Origin of the sequence: Nostoc parmelioides FACHB-3921, assembly GCF_014696625.1 — a bacterium.
GTDB lineage: Bacteria > Cyanobacteriota > Cyanobacteriia > Cyanobacteriales > Nostocaceae > Trichormus > Trichormus parmelioides.
In genome coordinates, this window is sequence record NZ_JACJQL010000004.1 from 103148 (window position 1) to 121811 (window position 18664).

Genomic DNA, 18664 nt, shown 5'->3' on the forward strand with positions numbered 1-18664 from the left:
CCGTAGTTGATCGCTAACTTAAGTATCTAGAATAGGCAATAGGTAAAGCAATATGTACCATTGTTTCCTTCTTATAGACACTGGAAATTGAGAACAATCCCCCATGACTTTCGATGATTTGTTTGACAAGCTTTAAGCCCATACCTATACCTTGCTGTTCATAAGTTTTGCGTTCAAACTGCATGAAAGCGCCGATTTTAGATATCTGTTCTTCTGTCATACCCCGGCCGAAATCATGAATGTAGACATTTAACATTCCTGCTACTACCTGACTACTGATTTTAATGGTTGTCCCTCGCCGGGAAAATTTGAGCGCATTATCAACTAATTCATAGATGATAATTGCTAGATATCGAGCCGAGATTGACACTTCAGCTTCCTCAATTGCAAACATGAGATCGTCGCGGCGATTAACACTTGGAGCATGAGATTGTAAAATTGCTTCAATTACTGCTATGGAAAAGTGGGTTGACTCAGAGGCGATGTTTTGCTGTTGGTTTGTTGATAATTCTAGTTCTAAATAGATCAGCAATTGTTTGATTAATCTTTCTAGGTTACGGGCAGATAAATCTACCCAGCCTAAAAGTTCCTGGATTTCACCAGTGTCCATGTTCTCAATATCTGCCATGAGTATACTGATAGTTCCGACAATACCATTTAGTGGTGTATTGAGTTCATGGGGTAAGGCAGCAGCTAAATTGCCGCGCAGTTCATCAAGTGTACTTTCCAATACTTTGATGGTGCTTGTTTGGATATTCGATAAAGTTTGAATTTTGTCATACTGTTGCTTAATCCTCAGCATTGAATGAAGGCGCGCCCTCAACTCCAGAGCATTGATAGGTTTACTAATGAAGTCATCGGCACCAGATTTTAAGCAGCGTGCGAGGTCTTCTTTGGCGGTGAGGGCTGTTACCATAATGATCGGCACTGACTGCCATTGGGGCATGGCTTTAATTCGCTGACACACTTCTATCCCATCCATTCCCGGCATCATCACATCTAGCAAAATCAGGTCTGGCTGAAATAGGTTGAGGGAGGCGATCGCCTCTTGACCACTAGCAACATAATGTAGTGTATAGTCTTGCTCACTTAAGAGGGTTTCAATAACATCAAAGTTATCTGGTAGATCGTCAATTACAAGAATAGAGGGCAGATTCATTTTTTTGTTTCCATTAAAAGCTGTTGAATGTTGGTGGCCAGTTGCTTGAGCTTAACTGGTTTAGTCAGGTAGTCATTGGCTCCTGCTTGTAAACAGCGATCGCGATCGCCAGTCATTGCCAGGGCTGTGAGTGCCACAATGGGAATATTCACCAACTCAGGATCAAGGCGAATTTGTCGGATTGCCTCTAGACCGTCGATTCCCGGCATTTGGATATCCATCAAAATCAAGTCGGGCTGGTGAATTGTGGCCAGTTCTATGGCTTGTTCACCATTTGTTGCTAACAAAATGCCATAGCCTTTGGCACTGAGATAGCTAGAAAATGTTTTGATATTGGCTTCATTATCTTCGGCTAGCAAGATCACAGGGGCAAGGCTTGGGGCTTCGTCAGCAGTGAGGGAGTCTAGTTCTGGGGTAGGGGTAGCTAATAAATCTGGAATCAATTCAGGTGATGGGAGAGAATTGGGAATACAAGGTAGTTCAATGGTGAAGCAGCTGCCTACACCTAGTTGACTGGTTAAACCTACCTTACCGCCGTGGAGTTCGACAATTTTTTTCACCAATGCCAATCCCAAGCCTGTACCCTCATATTGACGATTTAATGCACTATCAATTTGGATGAAGGGCTGAAATAGTTTGTTGATATTCTCCTGCATAATGCCGATGCCTGTATCGATCACAGCAATTTGCAGAAAGTTCTTTACTGTGGATATATCGGGGGCAAGTTGGGTAACTTCTAGGGAAATACGTCCTGCCTCCGGCGTGAATTTGACTGCATTATTGAGCAGGTTAATTAACACCTGACGAATCCGGCGTTCATCGACAAATAGGTCAGGTAAATTGAGCGGAATTTTGATTTCCACCTGAATCCGTTTTTGCAATGCTTGCTGTTTGATAAATACCAGACTGGATTGACACAGATCCGCTACTGAAATTGCAGTGCAATCCAGTTTGATCTGTCCGGCTTCAATTTTCGCTACATCGAGAATATCGTTGATCAAATCCAGTAAATGAGAGCTGCTACGCTCAATGGTTTCCAAGGCTTTCAACTGTTTATCGTTGATCATGCCAAAAACTCCTTCTTGTAACCCTTCGGTCATGCCGAGAATGGCGTTGAGGGGGGTGCGGAGTTCGTGGCTCATGTTAGCCAGGAATTCATCTTTGAGGCGAGTGGCACGGGCGAGTTCTTGGTTAGAAATTGCCAGTTGTTGATTGCTCTGGGTGAGTTTTAGTTCTGCCTGTTGTCTTTCGGCCAGTTCTTGTTGTAATTGCTCAACAAGACTTGCTTGCTGAATGGCGATCGCTAACTGGGTGGCAAGTTGTTGGGTAAAATCTATTTCTGACTGCTGCCAGTGGCGAGTTGTTGCACACTGATGAATGCACAGCAAACCCCATAACTCAGCACCGCAAAGTAAGGGCATAATCACATTGGCACGCACATGAAACTGAGCCAAGATATCAGTGTGGCAGGTTGTCATGTCACTGTGATAAATATCATCGACCACATAAGACCTGCCCAAAGCGTAGAGAGAGGAATAGTTTTCCCCAAAGCACTGGTCGTGTACCCGAATTGCTATGACTGAGGGAAAATCTTCTACGACAGATTCAGCCACAAATTCGCCGTCATTAAAGTTGGATTGGGGATAGAACTTGAAAATGCCCACCCGATCAGCCTGAATCACTTGACGGATGTCCTGGCAAGCGATGTCAAAAATGGTCTGGAGGTCTAGAGATTGACGAATCCTCTGGGTGATTTCTCGCAGCAGTTTCTCTCTTTCTGCCTGTTGGCGAATAATTTCCTCAGCTTTTTTGCGATCGCTAATATCAAAGTGGACTCCAATCATTTTCTGGGGATTACCCTCAGCATCTCGCACTACCACACCATAGGCTTTGATAAAGTGGATACTGCCATCAGGATGTATGACACGAAATTCAGTATCGTATTCTGCTTGTCCTAAAACTGCTTGCTGGACTAATATTTCTGTATTGGTGCGGTCATCGGGATGTAGCCCATTTGCCCAAGTGTCGTAGGCTAAACGGGAATTAGATGTTTTGGTAACACCATAGAGTTCGTACATCCGCTCATCCCAAAAGATGGTGTTCTCACCAATATCCCAGTCCCAACAGCCGATGGCCGCAGATTTGAGGGACAAAGCCAGGCGCTCGGATATTTTCTGGAGTTGGGCTTCTCGTGCTTGGAGTTCAGCCGTGCGTTCTTCAACTTTGACTTCTAGGTTTTGATTGAGGGCGATATAACGCTGTTCGCTTTCTTGTAGTCGATCTGACCCTTCCTGAAGGGCGATTAGTTGCTCCTGCAATTTTTGGTGGGTAGTAGCTTGCTGAATGGCGATGGCCAGATGTACAGATAACCCTTGCAGCAGTTCGATTTCTTCAGTTTGCCACTCGCGGGCGTGCTGGCTTTCGGTGACATTGAGCAAACCCCACAGTTCATCGCCACACAGCAGGGGTACTAAAATTTTGGCTCGCGTTTGGAGGCGGATTAGCAACTCCCGGTGACAGTCCGTCATTTCTGTGGTGTAGATATCTGGGACGACGCGAATCCGCCCATAGCGATAAAGCTCCGCGCAGCGTTGCTGAAAGCAGATTTCCTGAATCCGTTTGCCCAGCAGTGATCTGGAAGATGTGGTAGATTCTGCCATCACGATGCTTTCCCACTCTGCTTCAAAATGCCAAATGTTGACGCGATCGCAACCCAGCAATTGCCGCACCTGTTCTACAGTTGTGTCCAGAATGGTTTGTAAACTTAGAGAAGAGCGAATTTGTCTAGAGATATCAGACAAAATTTGTTCCCGACCTGCCTTAGCCTTGAGGCTAGCTGTCCGATCTGCAACTTGCTGCTCTAGCTCAACAGTGCGATTTTCCAGCAGTTGAACCTTCTCTGTCTCTAACCTCACCACCTTTTCTTCCAACATCTGGGCCAATTTGTATACCTCTAAGGGGTTAAGGGCTTGCAGTAAACTACTTTGGGTAACAATGCCTAATAACTCCCCCTGCTCTCCTGTCACTGCCAGACGACGAATCAAACGCTGCTCCATTATCTGCTGTACGAACCGCAGAGAATCGTCTGGTCTAACGGCAAAAATCGGCGTACTCATCACCCTCTGAACCTTGCAGGTTTCTAGATTCAAGCCTAATGCCTGAAACTGGACAATATCCCGCTCGGTGACAATTCCCACCGGAATTTCCTGGGGTTTGCCTTGGCACTGACCAATCTGCACAATCATCACGGAACTGACACGATTCTCTGTCATCTGTTGGGCGATCGCCAACATCGAACTATCTGGTGCAGCACAAATCACCTCACAGGTCATCACCTCCGACACGAGACGCAACCGCAAGAGATCCACAGAGCGAGAAGTTTGCCGTAGACTTTCATTGGTTAGTAGCCCCACCACCCGCTCCTCCTCGTCTAGAATGGGGATGTGGCGAATGCGGTACTGTTGAAGCAAATTAACAGCAAAAAACAAATCGGTGAACTCACACTCATGCAGGCTGACTACTGGGTGAGTCATCACCTCTCGAATCGCCAAATTCTCCAAACAACGCCTCTGGCTACACAGTCTGACTACATCCCGCTCTGTGAAGATACCTAATAGTCTCCCAGCTTCCACTATCAACACGCAGCTTGATCGTGCCTCTAGATGGACTTCATCCAGTTTATCTGTATCACAGATAGCCCGCACGGCACTCATTTGGGCGATCGCATCCATCACCGTTGTCTCCGGTTTGATTATCAGGGGATCACGAATGATCGCTGATTTCAGTTCTGATTGGGTGAGAGACGTTGTGCAATTAAACATGGAAAAAGAAGGGGATTTATTCTTGAATATTCCCATCAATAACAGACAAGTTACTGAGGTTAATTCTGAGAGGGATTATGCAACAATATTACTTGGATAAATAGAATATAATATATGGATATCTACTGATTTTTATCAGCCCATAGCGCATACCACGCCCACAAAAATCAAATAGTATTCCTGTGCAGCCTAAGAAAAATAAAAATTCTAGAAATCGCTTTTAGACAAAATAGATTTGTAGAACTAGAAGATGAACAGATATATAGGACTCATATTTGAGCTTATCAAAAAGGAAAGTTAAGCTTTTGGAAAGCTAATTCTTTAGCGATCGCCCTAGTATCTGTTGCCTTAACTCTTGATAAATTCTAGTTTGATTGCCTCATTTTCATTAACTTTAATTTTACGGCCCTACCCCAGACTTTTGGTATGGCGTATATTTGCCAGAGGATCAGATTCCACAAATACCCATATTGCGGATAACATTTAAGCAACAATAAGTCTGCTATTACGTGTAATCTAGTTTCTTTTAAGGAATTATCTCTAACAATATATCTAATTTGTTCTGGTTTTGGCGTAGCATGACCAATTATGGCATCTTTTTGGTAGAATTTTGCTTGTACAAATAAACCCAGCATTCTATCCAAATTCCATAAAGGAATCCAAGTTAAAGCACCAAAAATATTCATTGCGGTTGATAATTCGTAGAGGGCAGCTTTAACGCGTTCTGTTTTCCAGATTCTGTTATTAAAATTTTCAAAATGAATTCCGCTTTGGTCTTTTCTTTGATGCCAGGGAAAGATTATATGTCTAATATCTACCGATTTATCTAAGGGAGCGATGGGAACTTCTAATAGACCTTTGTAGTTTCCTTTTTGGAAGGGAAAAGGATTTTCCGGTGTTTTTTTACATATTTCTAGTTGTTCAACATCAGGATTTGGTTCCCAATCTTTTTGAATTCTTACCTCATCTGTATATTGAATATTTTCAATCTTTAATCTTAGAACCCAACTTTCGGGAAAGAGCCGGAAATATTTAAATGTTAAATCTAAAATATCAGGATGAACATAATCATCATCATCTAATGCAAGAACATACTCACTTTCAACGTTGAGTAAACCTGTAAACCTTTGAATCACTTCACCTTTATAGGGACTTCTGAGATTTTTTATCCTAGAGTCATCTATATTTCTAATAGTTCCTTCCGGTGGATAAACTAAAATAAATTGGACATTTCCTTGAATTTTTAATAATTGCTCCAACCAATAATCTGTAAAATTGCCGCGCGTTGGAGTAACAATTGTTAGAAGAGGGTTGCTATTCATATATTTATTTCTTGAGAGCTTGAGTGCAAATACTAATTACTGGAAAGGTTTAAAAAATTATTTTCTGCTAAGAATAATAGACTCAGAATTATCAACTTTTACAAGATATATCATACAGGTAATAAAATGTACTTATTAAATAAAGGAGTATGACAATTATATGCGAATCCTGATGCTCTCTTCTACCTTTCCTTATCCGCCTAGTCGTGGTGGTACGGAAATTAGAACTTTTAATCTACTTAAGTACCTCCAGCAAAATCATGATGTGACTTTAGTGACGCAGTATAACAAGGGTGTGTCAGATACTGAAGTGGCAGAACTACGTAAATATGTCAGTGAACTGCTGATTTTTCCCTTACCACCGGAACCCCAGTCGAAAAATGCCATTGCTAAATTGTTAGGGAAAGCTGGACGCTTTTTAGAGTCAGTGGGGAAGGCGACACCACCCAATGTTCTTTATCGCTATTCGCCAGAAATTCAAGCTTTAGTCGATAGTTGCGTTCAAGCTAAAAAATATGATGTGATTACTTGTGAACATAGTGTAAATGAAATTTATATCCGCCCAGAATTTCGTCATAGTGTAACTACAGTTGTAGATGTTCACAGTTCAGTTTACGGCTGGATTCGTGACCATTTAGAAATGGGTGCAGCACAGAATGCAGTACGCGATCGCCTATATCTTTCTCTGGTGCTGAAGCGTTACGAAAAGCGATACTGTAGCAAATTCTCCCATATTGTGGTGACAACCCAAGACGATCGCCAGGAATTTCTCAAACTCCGCCCCGATATTGATATTAAAGTCATTGCCAACGGTGTAGATTTAGAATTATTTCCCCATCGTTGCCAAGACCCAGGTGGACATAATTTAATCTTTGTGGGGGCAATGGACGCTTCCCACAACATCGATGCAGCAAATTTTTTTGCTATGGAAGTCTTACCGCAACTACAACAGCGTTATCCTGACGCGACATTTAGTATTGTCGGCGCTAGACCAACACCAGAAATTGAAAATTTAAAAAATATTCCAGGGGTCATAGTTACTGGTCGTGTCGCTTCGATGGTAGATTATCTGCATCAATCTACCGCGTGTGTAGTGCCGTTACGCACAGGTTTTGGCATTAAAAATAAAACTTTAGAAGCAATGGCAGCTGGTGTGCCTGTAGTCGCAAGCGATCGCGGTTTAGAGGGGTTAGCCGTTGATGGTGATAATACAGCTTTAGCAGCATTGCGAGCCAATAAGCCAGCAGAATATGTTGATGCTATTAGTCAATTATTTGACAATCCTCAACTGCGATCGCAATTATCCCAAAATGGTAGAGAACTAGTAGAAGCTGAATTTACCTGGGATATAGCTGGTATGCGTTATGAGCAAGTTTGTTTGAATAAGTAAGCATTATTGATGCAGAGAATTAAGAGATGCGATCGCCTGTGGTGGAATATTTGTAAACCGGATGACAAACAAATCTGCATCAGATTGTTTCATCACCTTTGCATAGATGTCTGCTGTTGCTAGTTCCGGTTCATGTAGTAACTTGAGCTTGAGATTAGCTAATTTTCCTAAAGGATGGGGTGAGTGTAGCAAGGCTTTTTTTTCAGAAACGCTGACTAATTCACCCCGAAATACTTCACCCACTGCTTGTTTACCTTGCAAAACTTGATATTCCACAGGTACAGGTGATTTCAAACTAATCAATACATCATTATCTTCTGGTAAAGACAGGTTATATGCACCGCCGATACCACTAATTTCATATATGGTGATTGGTTCCTTGATTCCCTTGGGTTCGATTTGCATTTGTCCAGCAATTTGCAAATCAGTCTTAGCATCTTGGTGAGTGTTTTCGGAAATTAAAATCTGTCCTCCCACAGTGTAAGTCTCAATGCGGGCAGCTAAATTTACATGACTACCAATAACTGTATATTGGGCGCGTTTTTGTGAGCCGATATTGCCGGCGACAACTTCACCAGTGTTAATCCCAATGCCCATTTCTAGCTGGGGTAGGTTCATTTGGCGAGTTTGTACATTCACCTGCTGCATTGCTCGTTGCATGGCGATCGCACAGGCGATCGCTCTTTGGGAGTCATCTGGACGGCAGATAGGCGCGCCGAACATGATAAAAATCCCATCGCCGATAAACTCATTAATTGTGCCTTTATATTGGTTAATCACATCGGTCATCACCCCCAAATACAGATTGAGAATCTGTACCACCTGTTCAGGGGATAATTGTTCAGACATGGCGGAAAAGCCGCGCAAGTCGGAAAATAACAGCGTTACTTTGCGCCGTTCACCACCCAACTTTAAACCTGATGGCGTTTCTAAGATATTGGCGAGGACTTCATCAGTTAAATAGCGTCCGAGGTTTTTTCGCATTTCCCCGGCGCTTTGGGCGATGTAGAGAGTAACGGCGATCGCTGATCCCCCAAATGCCAACAAAGAAGGGACAACAGGAATCCACCAACCAGCCACAAATGCCAAAAAGCTACCAGCAATGACAGCGCCACTCATCAGGGGAACACTCACAGCTAAGACAATCTTTTGATTCTTACTACTGCGTTGCTGCCAACATAAACTAGCCCCAATAATCGACCAAGCCAAAATTAACAGCCATTCCCCAGCCTCAGGTAAAGTCTGAATTTGGGGGCGACTATCCAAAGCTGCACTCAAAATTTGACTGACTAAATTGGCGTGAATTGTCACACCAGCCATTCGTTCTGGGGGCGTAAATAGATTACTGCTGTATGGTGTGTAGAATATATCCTTCAAACTCTCCGCCGTTGCCCCAATTAATACCACCTTTCCCCGCATCAAGTCTGGGGGAATCTGCTTCTCTTGCACTTGAGTGAGGGTAACGGTGGTAAATTGCTGGATGCGTCCCCGGTAATTTAACAGGATTTGATAACTCCTCGCATCGGCGCGGACATAACCCCCATCATTAGCCTCAAAAATTGGGAAAACACCGCGATTTAACTGCAAATAATCAGGGTTACTAACGGCTGGTTTTTCAGTTATCTTTTCCGGCTTTAAGTACAGCAATGCCAATTTTAGGGCAAAGCTTTCGAGAACCTCGTCCTCATTGACATTGACATACAACAATCCCCGGCGAATCTTCCCATCCCCATCTAGCGGTAAGTCATTGGAACCAATTTGCTTATTTTCCTTGAGTACTGGAGACGCATTCACAGCCGAACTATCCTTAGTGTCAGATAGTTTCTGCACCCCAATCAAGTTAGGCGTGGATGCAAACAATTTAACTAAAGCTTCATGCCCAGGATTGACAGGTAAATCCCGGTAAATATCTAACCCGATCGCCCGTGGTTGTTGTTGTTTAATAGTATCTAATACAGTAGCCATTGCCGCATCAGACATCGGCCATTGTGTCTGTTTGCGGACATCAGCCTCATTAATCTCAACTATGACAATGCGGGTGTCTGGTGGTTCCGGTGGACGGAGCAAAAAAAACTGGTCTAATGCGGCTAACTCTAGTAATTGCAACAGACCTGTCAACCGTAAACCAATCACCAATATTGTAATATTTGGAACTGCGAATATTACCCCGCGCCATTGCCAAAATAGGGGTTTCAGCTTTGCCCACATCATATTTTATTGGCAGTTTCTGACTTGCAGCAATCGAGTAGTGGTTCAGAGGCGATCGCTTCTAACTTGACTGACTGTAAAAATTGCCGCCAGTTTAAGAGGTAAGTTAAATTCTTGGGTTCACGACGGCGTAACTGCACCAAGCTAGCCAACGCTTCATGCCAAATTCCCGCGTCTGCATAGATAGAGGGTAACTTTCGTGCATCTGCTTTGGCTAACGTCCGTGATAAAGATGATTCTGGTGGAATCCGTTCTACCCAACCATCAACTGTAGGATTAGTACTAAAATCTTGCAGACTACAAACCAGTGTTAAATACCATCGGTAACTTTTACCTGTCTCTAATGGGGGCGAACTTGCAGGAAGGGTATAGCTGATGATGCCAGGTTTGTCAGGTAGTGTCAGCATAGTTTTATACAATATTTTCCTGTCCGCATCATTCAACAGCACCAGATAAGCCGTTTTCGCTGGAGATGATGGGATAGACCAAAACAATGTCGGGCGTTGGGCAAGTGTCAACCCTAATTTATTTCTAGGTATCACGGGAGTGATGGACTTATTCCCGGTAATGCAGGAGGAACCACGGCTAGAACCGCCAGCGCTGACAGGGGGGCCTTGCCGTTTTGGGGGCTTAAAAGCTTGACTAATCTGCCAACCGTTTTGAGTATGGTACGACTGCGCCTGTGTCTTCTGTACCGTTGCAGCAGAAAGCGGTAAGCAGTTCAAAGTTAAGAAAAAGGTGACAACAGATAAATGATTACATTTCATGATTTGTAGAAATGCTCTAGTGTGAGTTTGAATTGCGGACTTGTGCAAAGCGATACCCAGTTTGGTAGGTGCGTCAGTCTAACTTTTCACATTATGTGGAAAAGCTAACGCGAAACCTAACCCCCTAACTCCCTTCCCTAGTAGGGAAGGGGGAAAAGTTAAAGCCTCTCTCCTTGTAGGGGAGAGGTACTCTACGAGAAGCGCTGAGTGCAAAGCACACGCTACGCGAACGCTCTATGGAGAGGGGTTTTCCAGATCCCATGAAAAGTCAGGTGCGTCAGTGCGATATAACCTAGCTGTACTCATAAATTATTCATACTGACGCACCCTACATCTCAATACTTGTGCAAAGCGATACTTAGCAGAACGATAGACGCTCACCTGGTTACATCAAGTGTTCCCAAAATTCAGCCCAGACTTGAATCAGTTCAAAATTTTCAAGAATTCCTGTGGAAGTTACCTATTGCGCTTCTTTTCGGGTGGCAAACTCATGTTTGTTCATTTGTTTTTTAAAATTTTTAATTAATATTTCCACCTTCTATATCTAAAGATATATGCCATAAGTAATAGGTAATAAAACTATTATTTTGTAGATGTCGAAAAATTTAATTAGCAACTACATCAGAGACTAAATAGCGGCTATCATTTCCTAAGTAGCCATAATGAACTGCTTATATCAGAATTGATGAAACAGATTTTTTTCCTATTCCTACGGCTGATCTCAGGCTGATGTATCTTGACTTAAAACTGATAATTCTTTGCTGTATGTAGACGAAAACTGCCGTAATTCATCTTGAGGCTACAGCAAGATAATATTTCTACTTCAAATTACTCTCAAATATTTGTGGGGGTAAAAATAAACTTTAATTTTTAAAGGTCTAGACTATGGCAACCGAACAGTTAACTAGAGAAAGCGATGAATTGGACTTAAAACAGCTATTAAAAACTTTAACTGCTGTCAAAAAGGGTGATTTTTCTGCTCGGATGCCCATAGACCAAACAGGTGTAGCTGGTAAGATAGCCGATACGCTGAACGATATTATTGACCAGAATGAGCGCATGGCAGTAGAGCTAAAGCGCATTAGCAATGTTGTAGGCAAAGAAGGCAAGATTACTGAACGCGCTTCTTTGGGAAATGTGCGTGGTTCTTGGTCAGATAGTGTTAATTCTGTCAATACTCTGATTACAGATTTAGTCCAGCCGACAGCAGAAACTACGCGGGTAATTCGGGCTGTAGCTAATGGGGATTTATCACAAACGATCGCCACAGAAATTGATGGTAGACCCCTAAAAGGTGAATTTCGCCAAACAGCCAATATTGTTAACACGATGGTGACAAGGCTGAGTTCCTTTGCGGGTGAGGTGACGCGGGTAGCCAGGGAAGTGGGAACTGAGGGGAAACTAGGGGTGCAAGCCGAAGTCCAAGGTGTGGCAGGGACTTGGAAGGATTTGACCGATAATGTGAATTTGATGGCGGGGAACCTGACAGGACAGGTGCGGAATATTGCGGAAGTGGCGACGGCCATCGCTAATGGTGACTTATCGAAGAAAATTACTGTAGATGTGAAGGGGGAAATTCTGGAGTTGAAAAACACCGTCAATACAATGGTGGATCAACTGAACTCCTTTGCATCAGAAGTTACACGGGTGGCGCGGGAAGTAGGGACGGAAGGGAAGTTAGGCGTACAAGCAGAAGTCAGAGGGGTGGCGGGGACTTGGAAGGATTTGACTGATAATGTCAACCTGATGGCGGGGAACCTGACAGCCCAGGTAAGGAATATTGCCGAGGTGACAACGGCTGTAGCTAATGGCGACTTGTCGAAGAAAATTACAGTCAATGTCAAAGGTGAAATTTTGGAGTTGAAAAACACCGTCAATATCATGGTGGATCAACTTAATTCCTTTGCATCAGAAGTTACCAGGGTAGCGCGGGAGGTGGGCGCAGAAGGAAAATTAGGCGGTCAAGCAGAAGTCCGAGGCGTGGCGGGTACGTGGAAGGACTTGACTGATAGCGTCAATTTCATGGCGGGGAGTTTGACAGCGCAGGTAAGAAATATTGCGGAAGTGACGACGGCGGTAGCTACTGGCGATTTGTCGAAGAAAATCACTGTGGATGTGAAGGGCGAAATTTTGGAGTTGAAAAACACCATCAATACAATGGTGGATCAACTTAATTCTTTTGCCTCAGAAGTTACAAGAGTGGCGCGGGAAGTAGGGACGGAGGGGAAACTAGGCGTACAGGCAGAAGTCCGAGGGGTGGCGGGTACGTGGAAAGACTTGACTGATAATGTGAATTTGATGGCGGGGAATCTGACGGGACAGGTGCGGAATATTGCGGAAGTTGCGACAGCGATCGCCAATGGTGACTTATCGAAGAAAATCACTGTGGATGTGAAGGGCGAAATTTTTGAGTTGAAAAACACCATCAATATCATGGTGGATCAACTGAGTTCCTTTGCATCGGAAGTTACACGAGTGGCGCGGGAAGTAGGCAGCGAAGGGAAGTTGGGTGTACAAGCCGATGTTAGGGGTGTGGCGGGTACGTGGAAGGACTTGACTGATAGCGTCAATTTTATGGCGGGGAGTTTGACGGCGCAGGTAAGAAATATTGCCGAAGTGACGACGGCGGTAGCGACTGGCGACTTATCGAAAAAAATCACCGTCGATGTGAAGGGCGAAATTCTCGAATTAAAAAACACCGTCAACACGATGGTAGATCAACTCAACTCCTTTGCTTCGGAAGTCACCAGGGTAGCGCGGGAGGTGGGAACAGAAGGGAAATTGGGTGTACAAGCAGAGGTGAAGGGTGTAGCGGGGACGTGGAAGGACTTGACTGATAGCGTCAATTTTATGGCGGGGAGTTTGACAGCCCAGGTAAGAAACATTGCGGAAGTGACGACGGCGGTAGCCAATGGCGACTTGTCGAAGAAAATTACCGTGGATGTGAAAGGGGAAATTTTAGAGTTGAAAAACACTATTAATACAATGGTGGATCAACTCAATTCCTTCGCCTCAGAAGTGACAAGGGTAGCGCGGGAGGTAGGTAGCGAGGGGAAATTGGGTGTACAAGCCTACGTCCGGGGTGTGGGCGGCACGTGGAAAGATTTGACAGATAACGTCAACTCAATGGCAGGGAACCTCACCGCCCAGGTCAGAAATATTGCGGAAGTCACGAAGGCGGTAGCCAATGGCGATCTGTCGAAGAAAATCACCGTGGATGTGAAAGGGGAAATCCTCGACTTAAAGAACACTATTAATACAATGGTGGATCAACTCAGTTCTTTTGCCTCAGAGGTGACGCGGGTAGCGCGGGAGGTGGGAACCGAGGGCAAATTAGGCGGTCAAGCCTTGGTGCAAGGTGTGGCGGGGACGTGGAAGGATTTGACAGATAATGTCAACTCAATGGCGGGGAATCTCACAGCCCAAGTCCGGGGTATTGCCAGAGTGGTGACGGCGGTGGCGAATGGCGACTTGAAACGTAAACTGATGTTAGATGCTAAGGGAGAAATTGAAACCTTGGCGGAGACAATTAACGAAATGATTGATACCCTAGCCACCTTTGCCAATCAGGTAACAACAGTGGCGCGGGAAGTGGGGATAGAAGGAAAATTGGGCGGTCAAGCCAAGGTTCCAGGGGCGGCGGGGACGTGGAAAGATTTGACCGACAACGTAAATGAACTAGCGGCTACCCTCACCACCCAATTAAGAGCGATCGCCGAAGTGGCTACAGCCGTCACCAAGGGCGATTTAACTCGTTCCATTGCTGTAGAAGCCCAAGGAGAAGTGGCAATTCTCAAAGACAACATCAACCAGATGATTGCCAATCTGCGGGAAACAACCCAGAAAAACACCGAACAAGATTGGTTAAAGACCAACCTTGCCAAATTCACCCGAATGCTGCAAGGTCAGCGCGACTTAGAAACCGTATCCAAACTAATTCTCTCCGAACTTGCACCACTGGTAGGCGCACAACACGGCGTATTCTACTTAATGGAAGGGGCAGAAAATCAAAGCTACCTACAACTACTCAGCACCTATGCTTACCGAGAACGCAAACATCTAGCTAACCGCTTCCAATTAGGTGAGGGTTTAGTTGGACAATGTGCTTTAGAAAAAGAGCGAATTTTGCTAACAGAAGTACCGAGTGATTATGTGAAAATTAGTTCTGGTTTAGGCGAAGCCAACCCCCTCAATGCAGTAGTGTTACCAGTATTATTTGAAGGACAAGTCACGGCGGTGATTGAACTAGCCTCCTTCCGCCGCTTTAGTGAGATTCATTTGACATTCTTCGACCAACTCACCGAAAGTATTGCGATCGTCCTCAACACCATCGCCGCCTCGATGCGTACCGAAGAATTACTCAAACAATCCCAATCCCTCGCCGAGGAACTACAAACCCAGCAAAGCGAACTCCGCGAAACCAACAAGCGACTAGAACAACAAGCCCAATCACTCAAAGCTTCGGAAGATTTACTACGGGGACAGCAAGAAGAACTACAGCAAACCAACGCTGAGTTAGAAGAGAAAGCAGAATTGTTAGCTATACAGAAAAAAGAAGTTGAACGGAAGAATCGAGAAATTGAACAAGCGAGACGGTCTTTAGAAGAGAAAGCCGAACAACTCGCCCTGTCATCCCGATATAAATCCGAATTTTTGGCGAATATGTCCCATGAACTGCGGACACCTTTAAATAGCTTATTAATATTGGCGAAATTGTTGACTGATAACGTCGATGGTAATTTGACAGCTAAACAAGTCGAATATAGCCAAACAATTTACTCAGCCGGCAATGAACTATTAGCCTTAATTAACGATATTTTGGATCTAGCCAAAATCGAATCGGGAACTATGTCCATCCATGCGACCCCAATTCCCTTGTCAGAGTTGGCTGAACAAATTGAACGCGGCTTTGGGCAAATAGCGCAAAATAAAGGACTGACTTTTGCAGTCGAATTAGCCCCTGAGTTACCAACCACTGTTAATACAGATATCAAACGCCTACAACAGGTGTTAAAGAATCTCCTCTCCAACGCCTTTAAATTTACAGAACGTGGAGAAGTCCGCCTCAGAATTGAAGTAGCCAAGCCAGGATGGAATTCCAACCAACAACCTTTTAACTCTGCTCAAAATGTCATTGCTTTTGCTGTGAGTGATACAGGTATTGGTATTGCAGCCGATAAGCAAAAGATTATCTTTGAAGCATTCCAGCAAGCTGATGGTACAACTAGCCGCAAATACGGCGGAACAGGTCTAGGGTTATCTATTAGTCGAGAAATTGCTCATCTTTTGGGTGGTGAAATCAAACTTACTAGCCATCCTGGTCAAGGTAGTACATTTACCTTCTATTTACCGCAATTTAGTGCTGAATCTACGCAGATTCACGCAGGCGCAATGAATCGGTTTGGTGGTGAATCTACGCTGACCAATGCAGACGCGATGAATCGCGTCTCTACAGGGTACGGGTCAATGCTTCTTGACGATCGCACTACAATTACCAATCCATCCGCAGATAATAACATTCTCCTAATTATTGAGGATGATGTTAATTTTGCCCGTATCTTAGTAGATATGGCACGACAACATGGTTTCCAGGTACTAAGCGCTCAAAGTGGTACAGCCGGACTGAAACTAGCCAAGGACTTTCAGCCAATGGCGATTTTACTCGATATCCGCTTACCAGAAATGGATGGTTGGACAGTCCTAGACCGTTTGAAACATGACCCCACAACCCGCCATATTCCCGTACACATCATGACCGTGGAGGAAGGAAGGCAACGGGGTTTACAATTAGGAGCGATCGCCTATTTACAAAAACCAGTCACCAGTGAAGCTATATCCGAAGCCTTAGACAAAATTAGAGGTTTCGTAGAACGTCGGGTGAAGAATTTGTTGGTGGTTGAAGATGACGAACTACAACGCCAAAGCATTGTGGAACTTATTGGTAATAGCGATGTAGCCACAGTTGCCGTCGGTACAGGTGCAGCAGCCTTAGAAGCCATTCGTACTCAGCAATTTGATTGCTTAGTCCTCGATTTAGGTTTACCTGACATGACAGGTTTTGAACTCATGGAACAGATTAAGCGAGAAGCCAATGGCGCAACCTTACCAATTATTGTGTACACCGGCAGAGAAATTAGTAAAACCCAAGAAACAGAACTCAGACGGATTGCTGAGACGATTATCGTCAAAGATGTGCGATCGCCCGAACGTCTCCTAGATGAAACCGCCTTATTCCTCCACCGCGTCCAAGCAAACTTACCCACACCTAAACGCCAAATCCTCGAACAACTGCATTCTCAAGATTATTCCTTAGTTGGTAAAAAAGTCCTGATTGTAGACGACGATGTCCGCAACATCTTCGCCCTCACCAGTATGCTGGAACGCTACCAAATGCAGGTAATATATGCTGAAAATGGCAGAGAAGGAATTAGCTTATTAGAGAATACGCCAGATATTGACGTGGTGTTAATGGATGTAATGATGCCCGAAATGGACGGTTACGAAACCATGCAGCTAATTCGCCAACAAGAGCAATTTAGAGCCTTGCCAATTATTGCCCTCACCGCCAAAGCCATGCAAGGCGATCGCGATCAGTGCATCGAGGCCGGTGCTTCTGACTACATTGCTAAACCAGTAGATACAGAACAGCTACTGTCTCTATTGCGAGTTTGGTTATACCGTTGACGACAGAGTTTGTCCCTGTATAACTAAAACTGAGCAATGAGCATGATGTAATACGTAATTACTCACACTACCTAATAAAAACTCACTAAGTCCAGCACGGCCACGCCGACCAACCATAATTAGGTCAGCCGACCAGCTACGGGCTATTTCACATATTGTCCGACCTGGGTCACCCATCTTTTGGGTAAATCCAGCTTTCACACCTATATTAATAGCTGCGTCGGTGAGCGATCGCAACCACTCTAGTTTTTCCTGTTTAAGTTTTTCCCAATGCTGGATATAGTTATCCATTGATTCTGTTTGCCAACCTGGATAAGTAGTATCTGGTTGCAAAAATATCGGAGTAATATAGGGGTCTTCCACAGGAGATATAACGTGCAGCAACATGATTTCAGCGTTGCTTGCTTTGGCTAAATTTACACCCTGCTCAAAAATATATTGCCCTATCTCAGAGTTTTCTACTGCTACCAAAATTTTCTGATACATAATATATAGCTGTTGACCGAACAAAAAAAGGATACAAGCCCCCGGATTTATCTGTGGGATCTTTAATTTTGAATTTTGAATTTTAAATTTTGAATTTTGAATTGGAGCGACTTGACAGACTAGAAAGCCTTGTGTGGTCAGTACGTAGGGTGGGCAATACCCACCACCATAATAAGGTGGGCATTGCTACGTGTATTTCAAAAAGTATGAACCCTATCGGAAAACCCTAAATTTCCGCACCCGCTTTTGCTTCAGCACCCATTGGGGAAACGTAATCGCGGAAAAGAGTAATCTGCTGTTCAAAACCTAAGCCTTTGATTCCTTCCAACAGTTCTTGGGATTCTGAAGACAGTGTATAACCGGCAGGAAAAGGAACTATAGTTGCATTTTCCATACCTTGAGATAAAAGATACCAAAACAGCAGCTTAGTGGTATCACCCAGAGAGCCGTATTCGCGGCTGAGTTGGTTATCTACACGCCGAATTAAGTCGCGTTGTAGTTGCAATTGCTGTTCATGATTCAATTCTTTGACTTGATTAAATAAACCTTCGGCAATTGCTGGGGAAACGGTGCTAGCGCCAGGGGCTGCTGGTGTAATTGCGCCGCCCATTTCCTTGTAGATAAACCAAAACAAAGCCAATTGTTCGTCTACATCCAATTTTTGCCATGATTGGACATACTTACGAATAGTGGGATCGCCTGTTTGTGTAAAAGTCATAATGATTACGATTGCTATGAACGAATGTCATTAGCAACCGTAACAAACACAAATTAGGTGTTTAACCCTACTCAGGACATAAGTAACTCGACCAAAAAGAAGAATAATT

Annotated in this window: 9 protein-coding genes; 2 read left to right on the top strand and 7 right to left on the bottom strand. The window is 44.1% G+C overall.

Annotation, left to right across the window (positions count from 1 at the left end; genetic code table 11):
* Positions 1-13: 13 nt before the first annotated feature.
* The 3 genes from H6G14_RS04795 to H6G14_RS04805 form a co-directional block, all read right to left on the bottom strand.
* A complete protein-coding gene (locus tag H6G14_RS04795) occupies positions 14-1159 on the bottom strand; it encodes a hybrid sensor histidine kinase/response regulator (protein ID WP_190565983.1) in 1146 nt (381 codons plus the stop codon).
* On the bottom strand, positions 1156-4980 hold the full coding sequence (locus H6G14_RS04800; protein ID WP_190565984.1) for a GAF domain-containing protein: 3825 nt from the start codon (positions 4978-4980) through the stop codon (positions 1156-1158). The genes H6G14_RS04795 and H6G14_RS04800 overlap by 4 nt, the downstream gene beginning before the upstream one ends.
* Before the next feature lie 365 nt (positions 4981-5345).
* The gene (locus H6G14_RS04805) at positions 5346-6302 is read right to left on the bottom strand and encodes a glycosyltransferase family A protein (RefSeq protein ID WP_190565985.1); all 957 of its coding nucleotides are present in this window, start codon (positions 6300-6302) and stop codon (positions 5346-5348) included.
* Between the two features lie 160 nt (positions 6303-6462).
* On the opposite strand from H6G14_RS04805, the gene H6G14_RS04810 reads away from it, so the two are divergent.
* Positions 6463-7692: a glycosyltransferase family 4 protein gene (locus H6G14_RS04810; RefSeq protein WP_190565986.1), complete on the top strand. Its 1230-nt coding sequence runs from the start codon at positions 6463-6465 to the stop codon at positions 7690-7692.
* A gap of 3 nt (positions 7693-7695) precedes the next feature.
* Here H6G14_RS04810 and H6G14_RS04815 read toward each other — a convergent pair whose 3' ends face one another.
* Together H6G14_RS04815 and H6G14_RS04820 are read right to left on the bottom strand one after the other, a co-directional pair.
* Positions 7696-9903, bottom strand: a complete 2208-nt coding sequence (locus H6G14_RS04815) for a CHASE2 domain-containing protein (RefSeq protein WP_190565987.1) — start codon at positions 9901-9903, stop codon at positions 7696-7698.
* Positions 9900-10667, bottom strand: a complete 768-nt coding sequence (locus H6G14_RS04820; RefSeq protein ID WP_190565988.1) for a DUF928 domain-containing protein — start codon at positions 10665-10667, stop codon at positions 9900-9902. The genes H6G14_RS04815 and H6G14_RS04820 overlap by 4 nt, the downstream gene beginning before the upstream one ends.
* A gap of 885 nt (positions 10668-11552) precedes the next feature.
* On the opposite strand from H6G14_RS04820, the gene H6G14_RS04825 reads away from it, so the two are divergent.
* Positions 11553-17351: a HAMP domain-containing protein gene (locus H6G14_RS04825; protein ID WP_190565989.1), complete on the top strand. Its 5799-nt coding sequence runs from the start codon at positions 11553-11555 to the stop codon at positions 17349-17351.
* Here H6G14_RS04825 and H6G14_RS04830 read toward each other — a convergent pair.
* Positions 17340-17837, bottom strand: a complete 498-nt coding sequence (locus H6G14_RS04830; RefSeq protein WP_190565990.1) for a universal stress protein — start codon at positions 17835-17837, stop codon at positions 17340-17342. The two genes, H6G14_RS04825 and H6G14_RS04830, sit on opposite strands and share 12 nt — an antisense overlap.
* Positions 17838-18063: 226 nt before the next feature.
* The gene (locus H6G14_RS04835) at positions 18064-18555 is read right to left on the bottom strand and encodes an orange carotenoid protein N-terminal domain-containing protein (protein ID WP_011321357.1); all 492 of its coding nucleotides are present in this window, start codon (positions 18553-18555) and stop codon (positions 18064-18066) included.
* Positions 18556-18664: the final 109 nt, after the last annotated feature.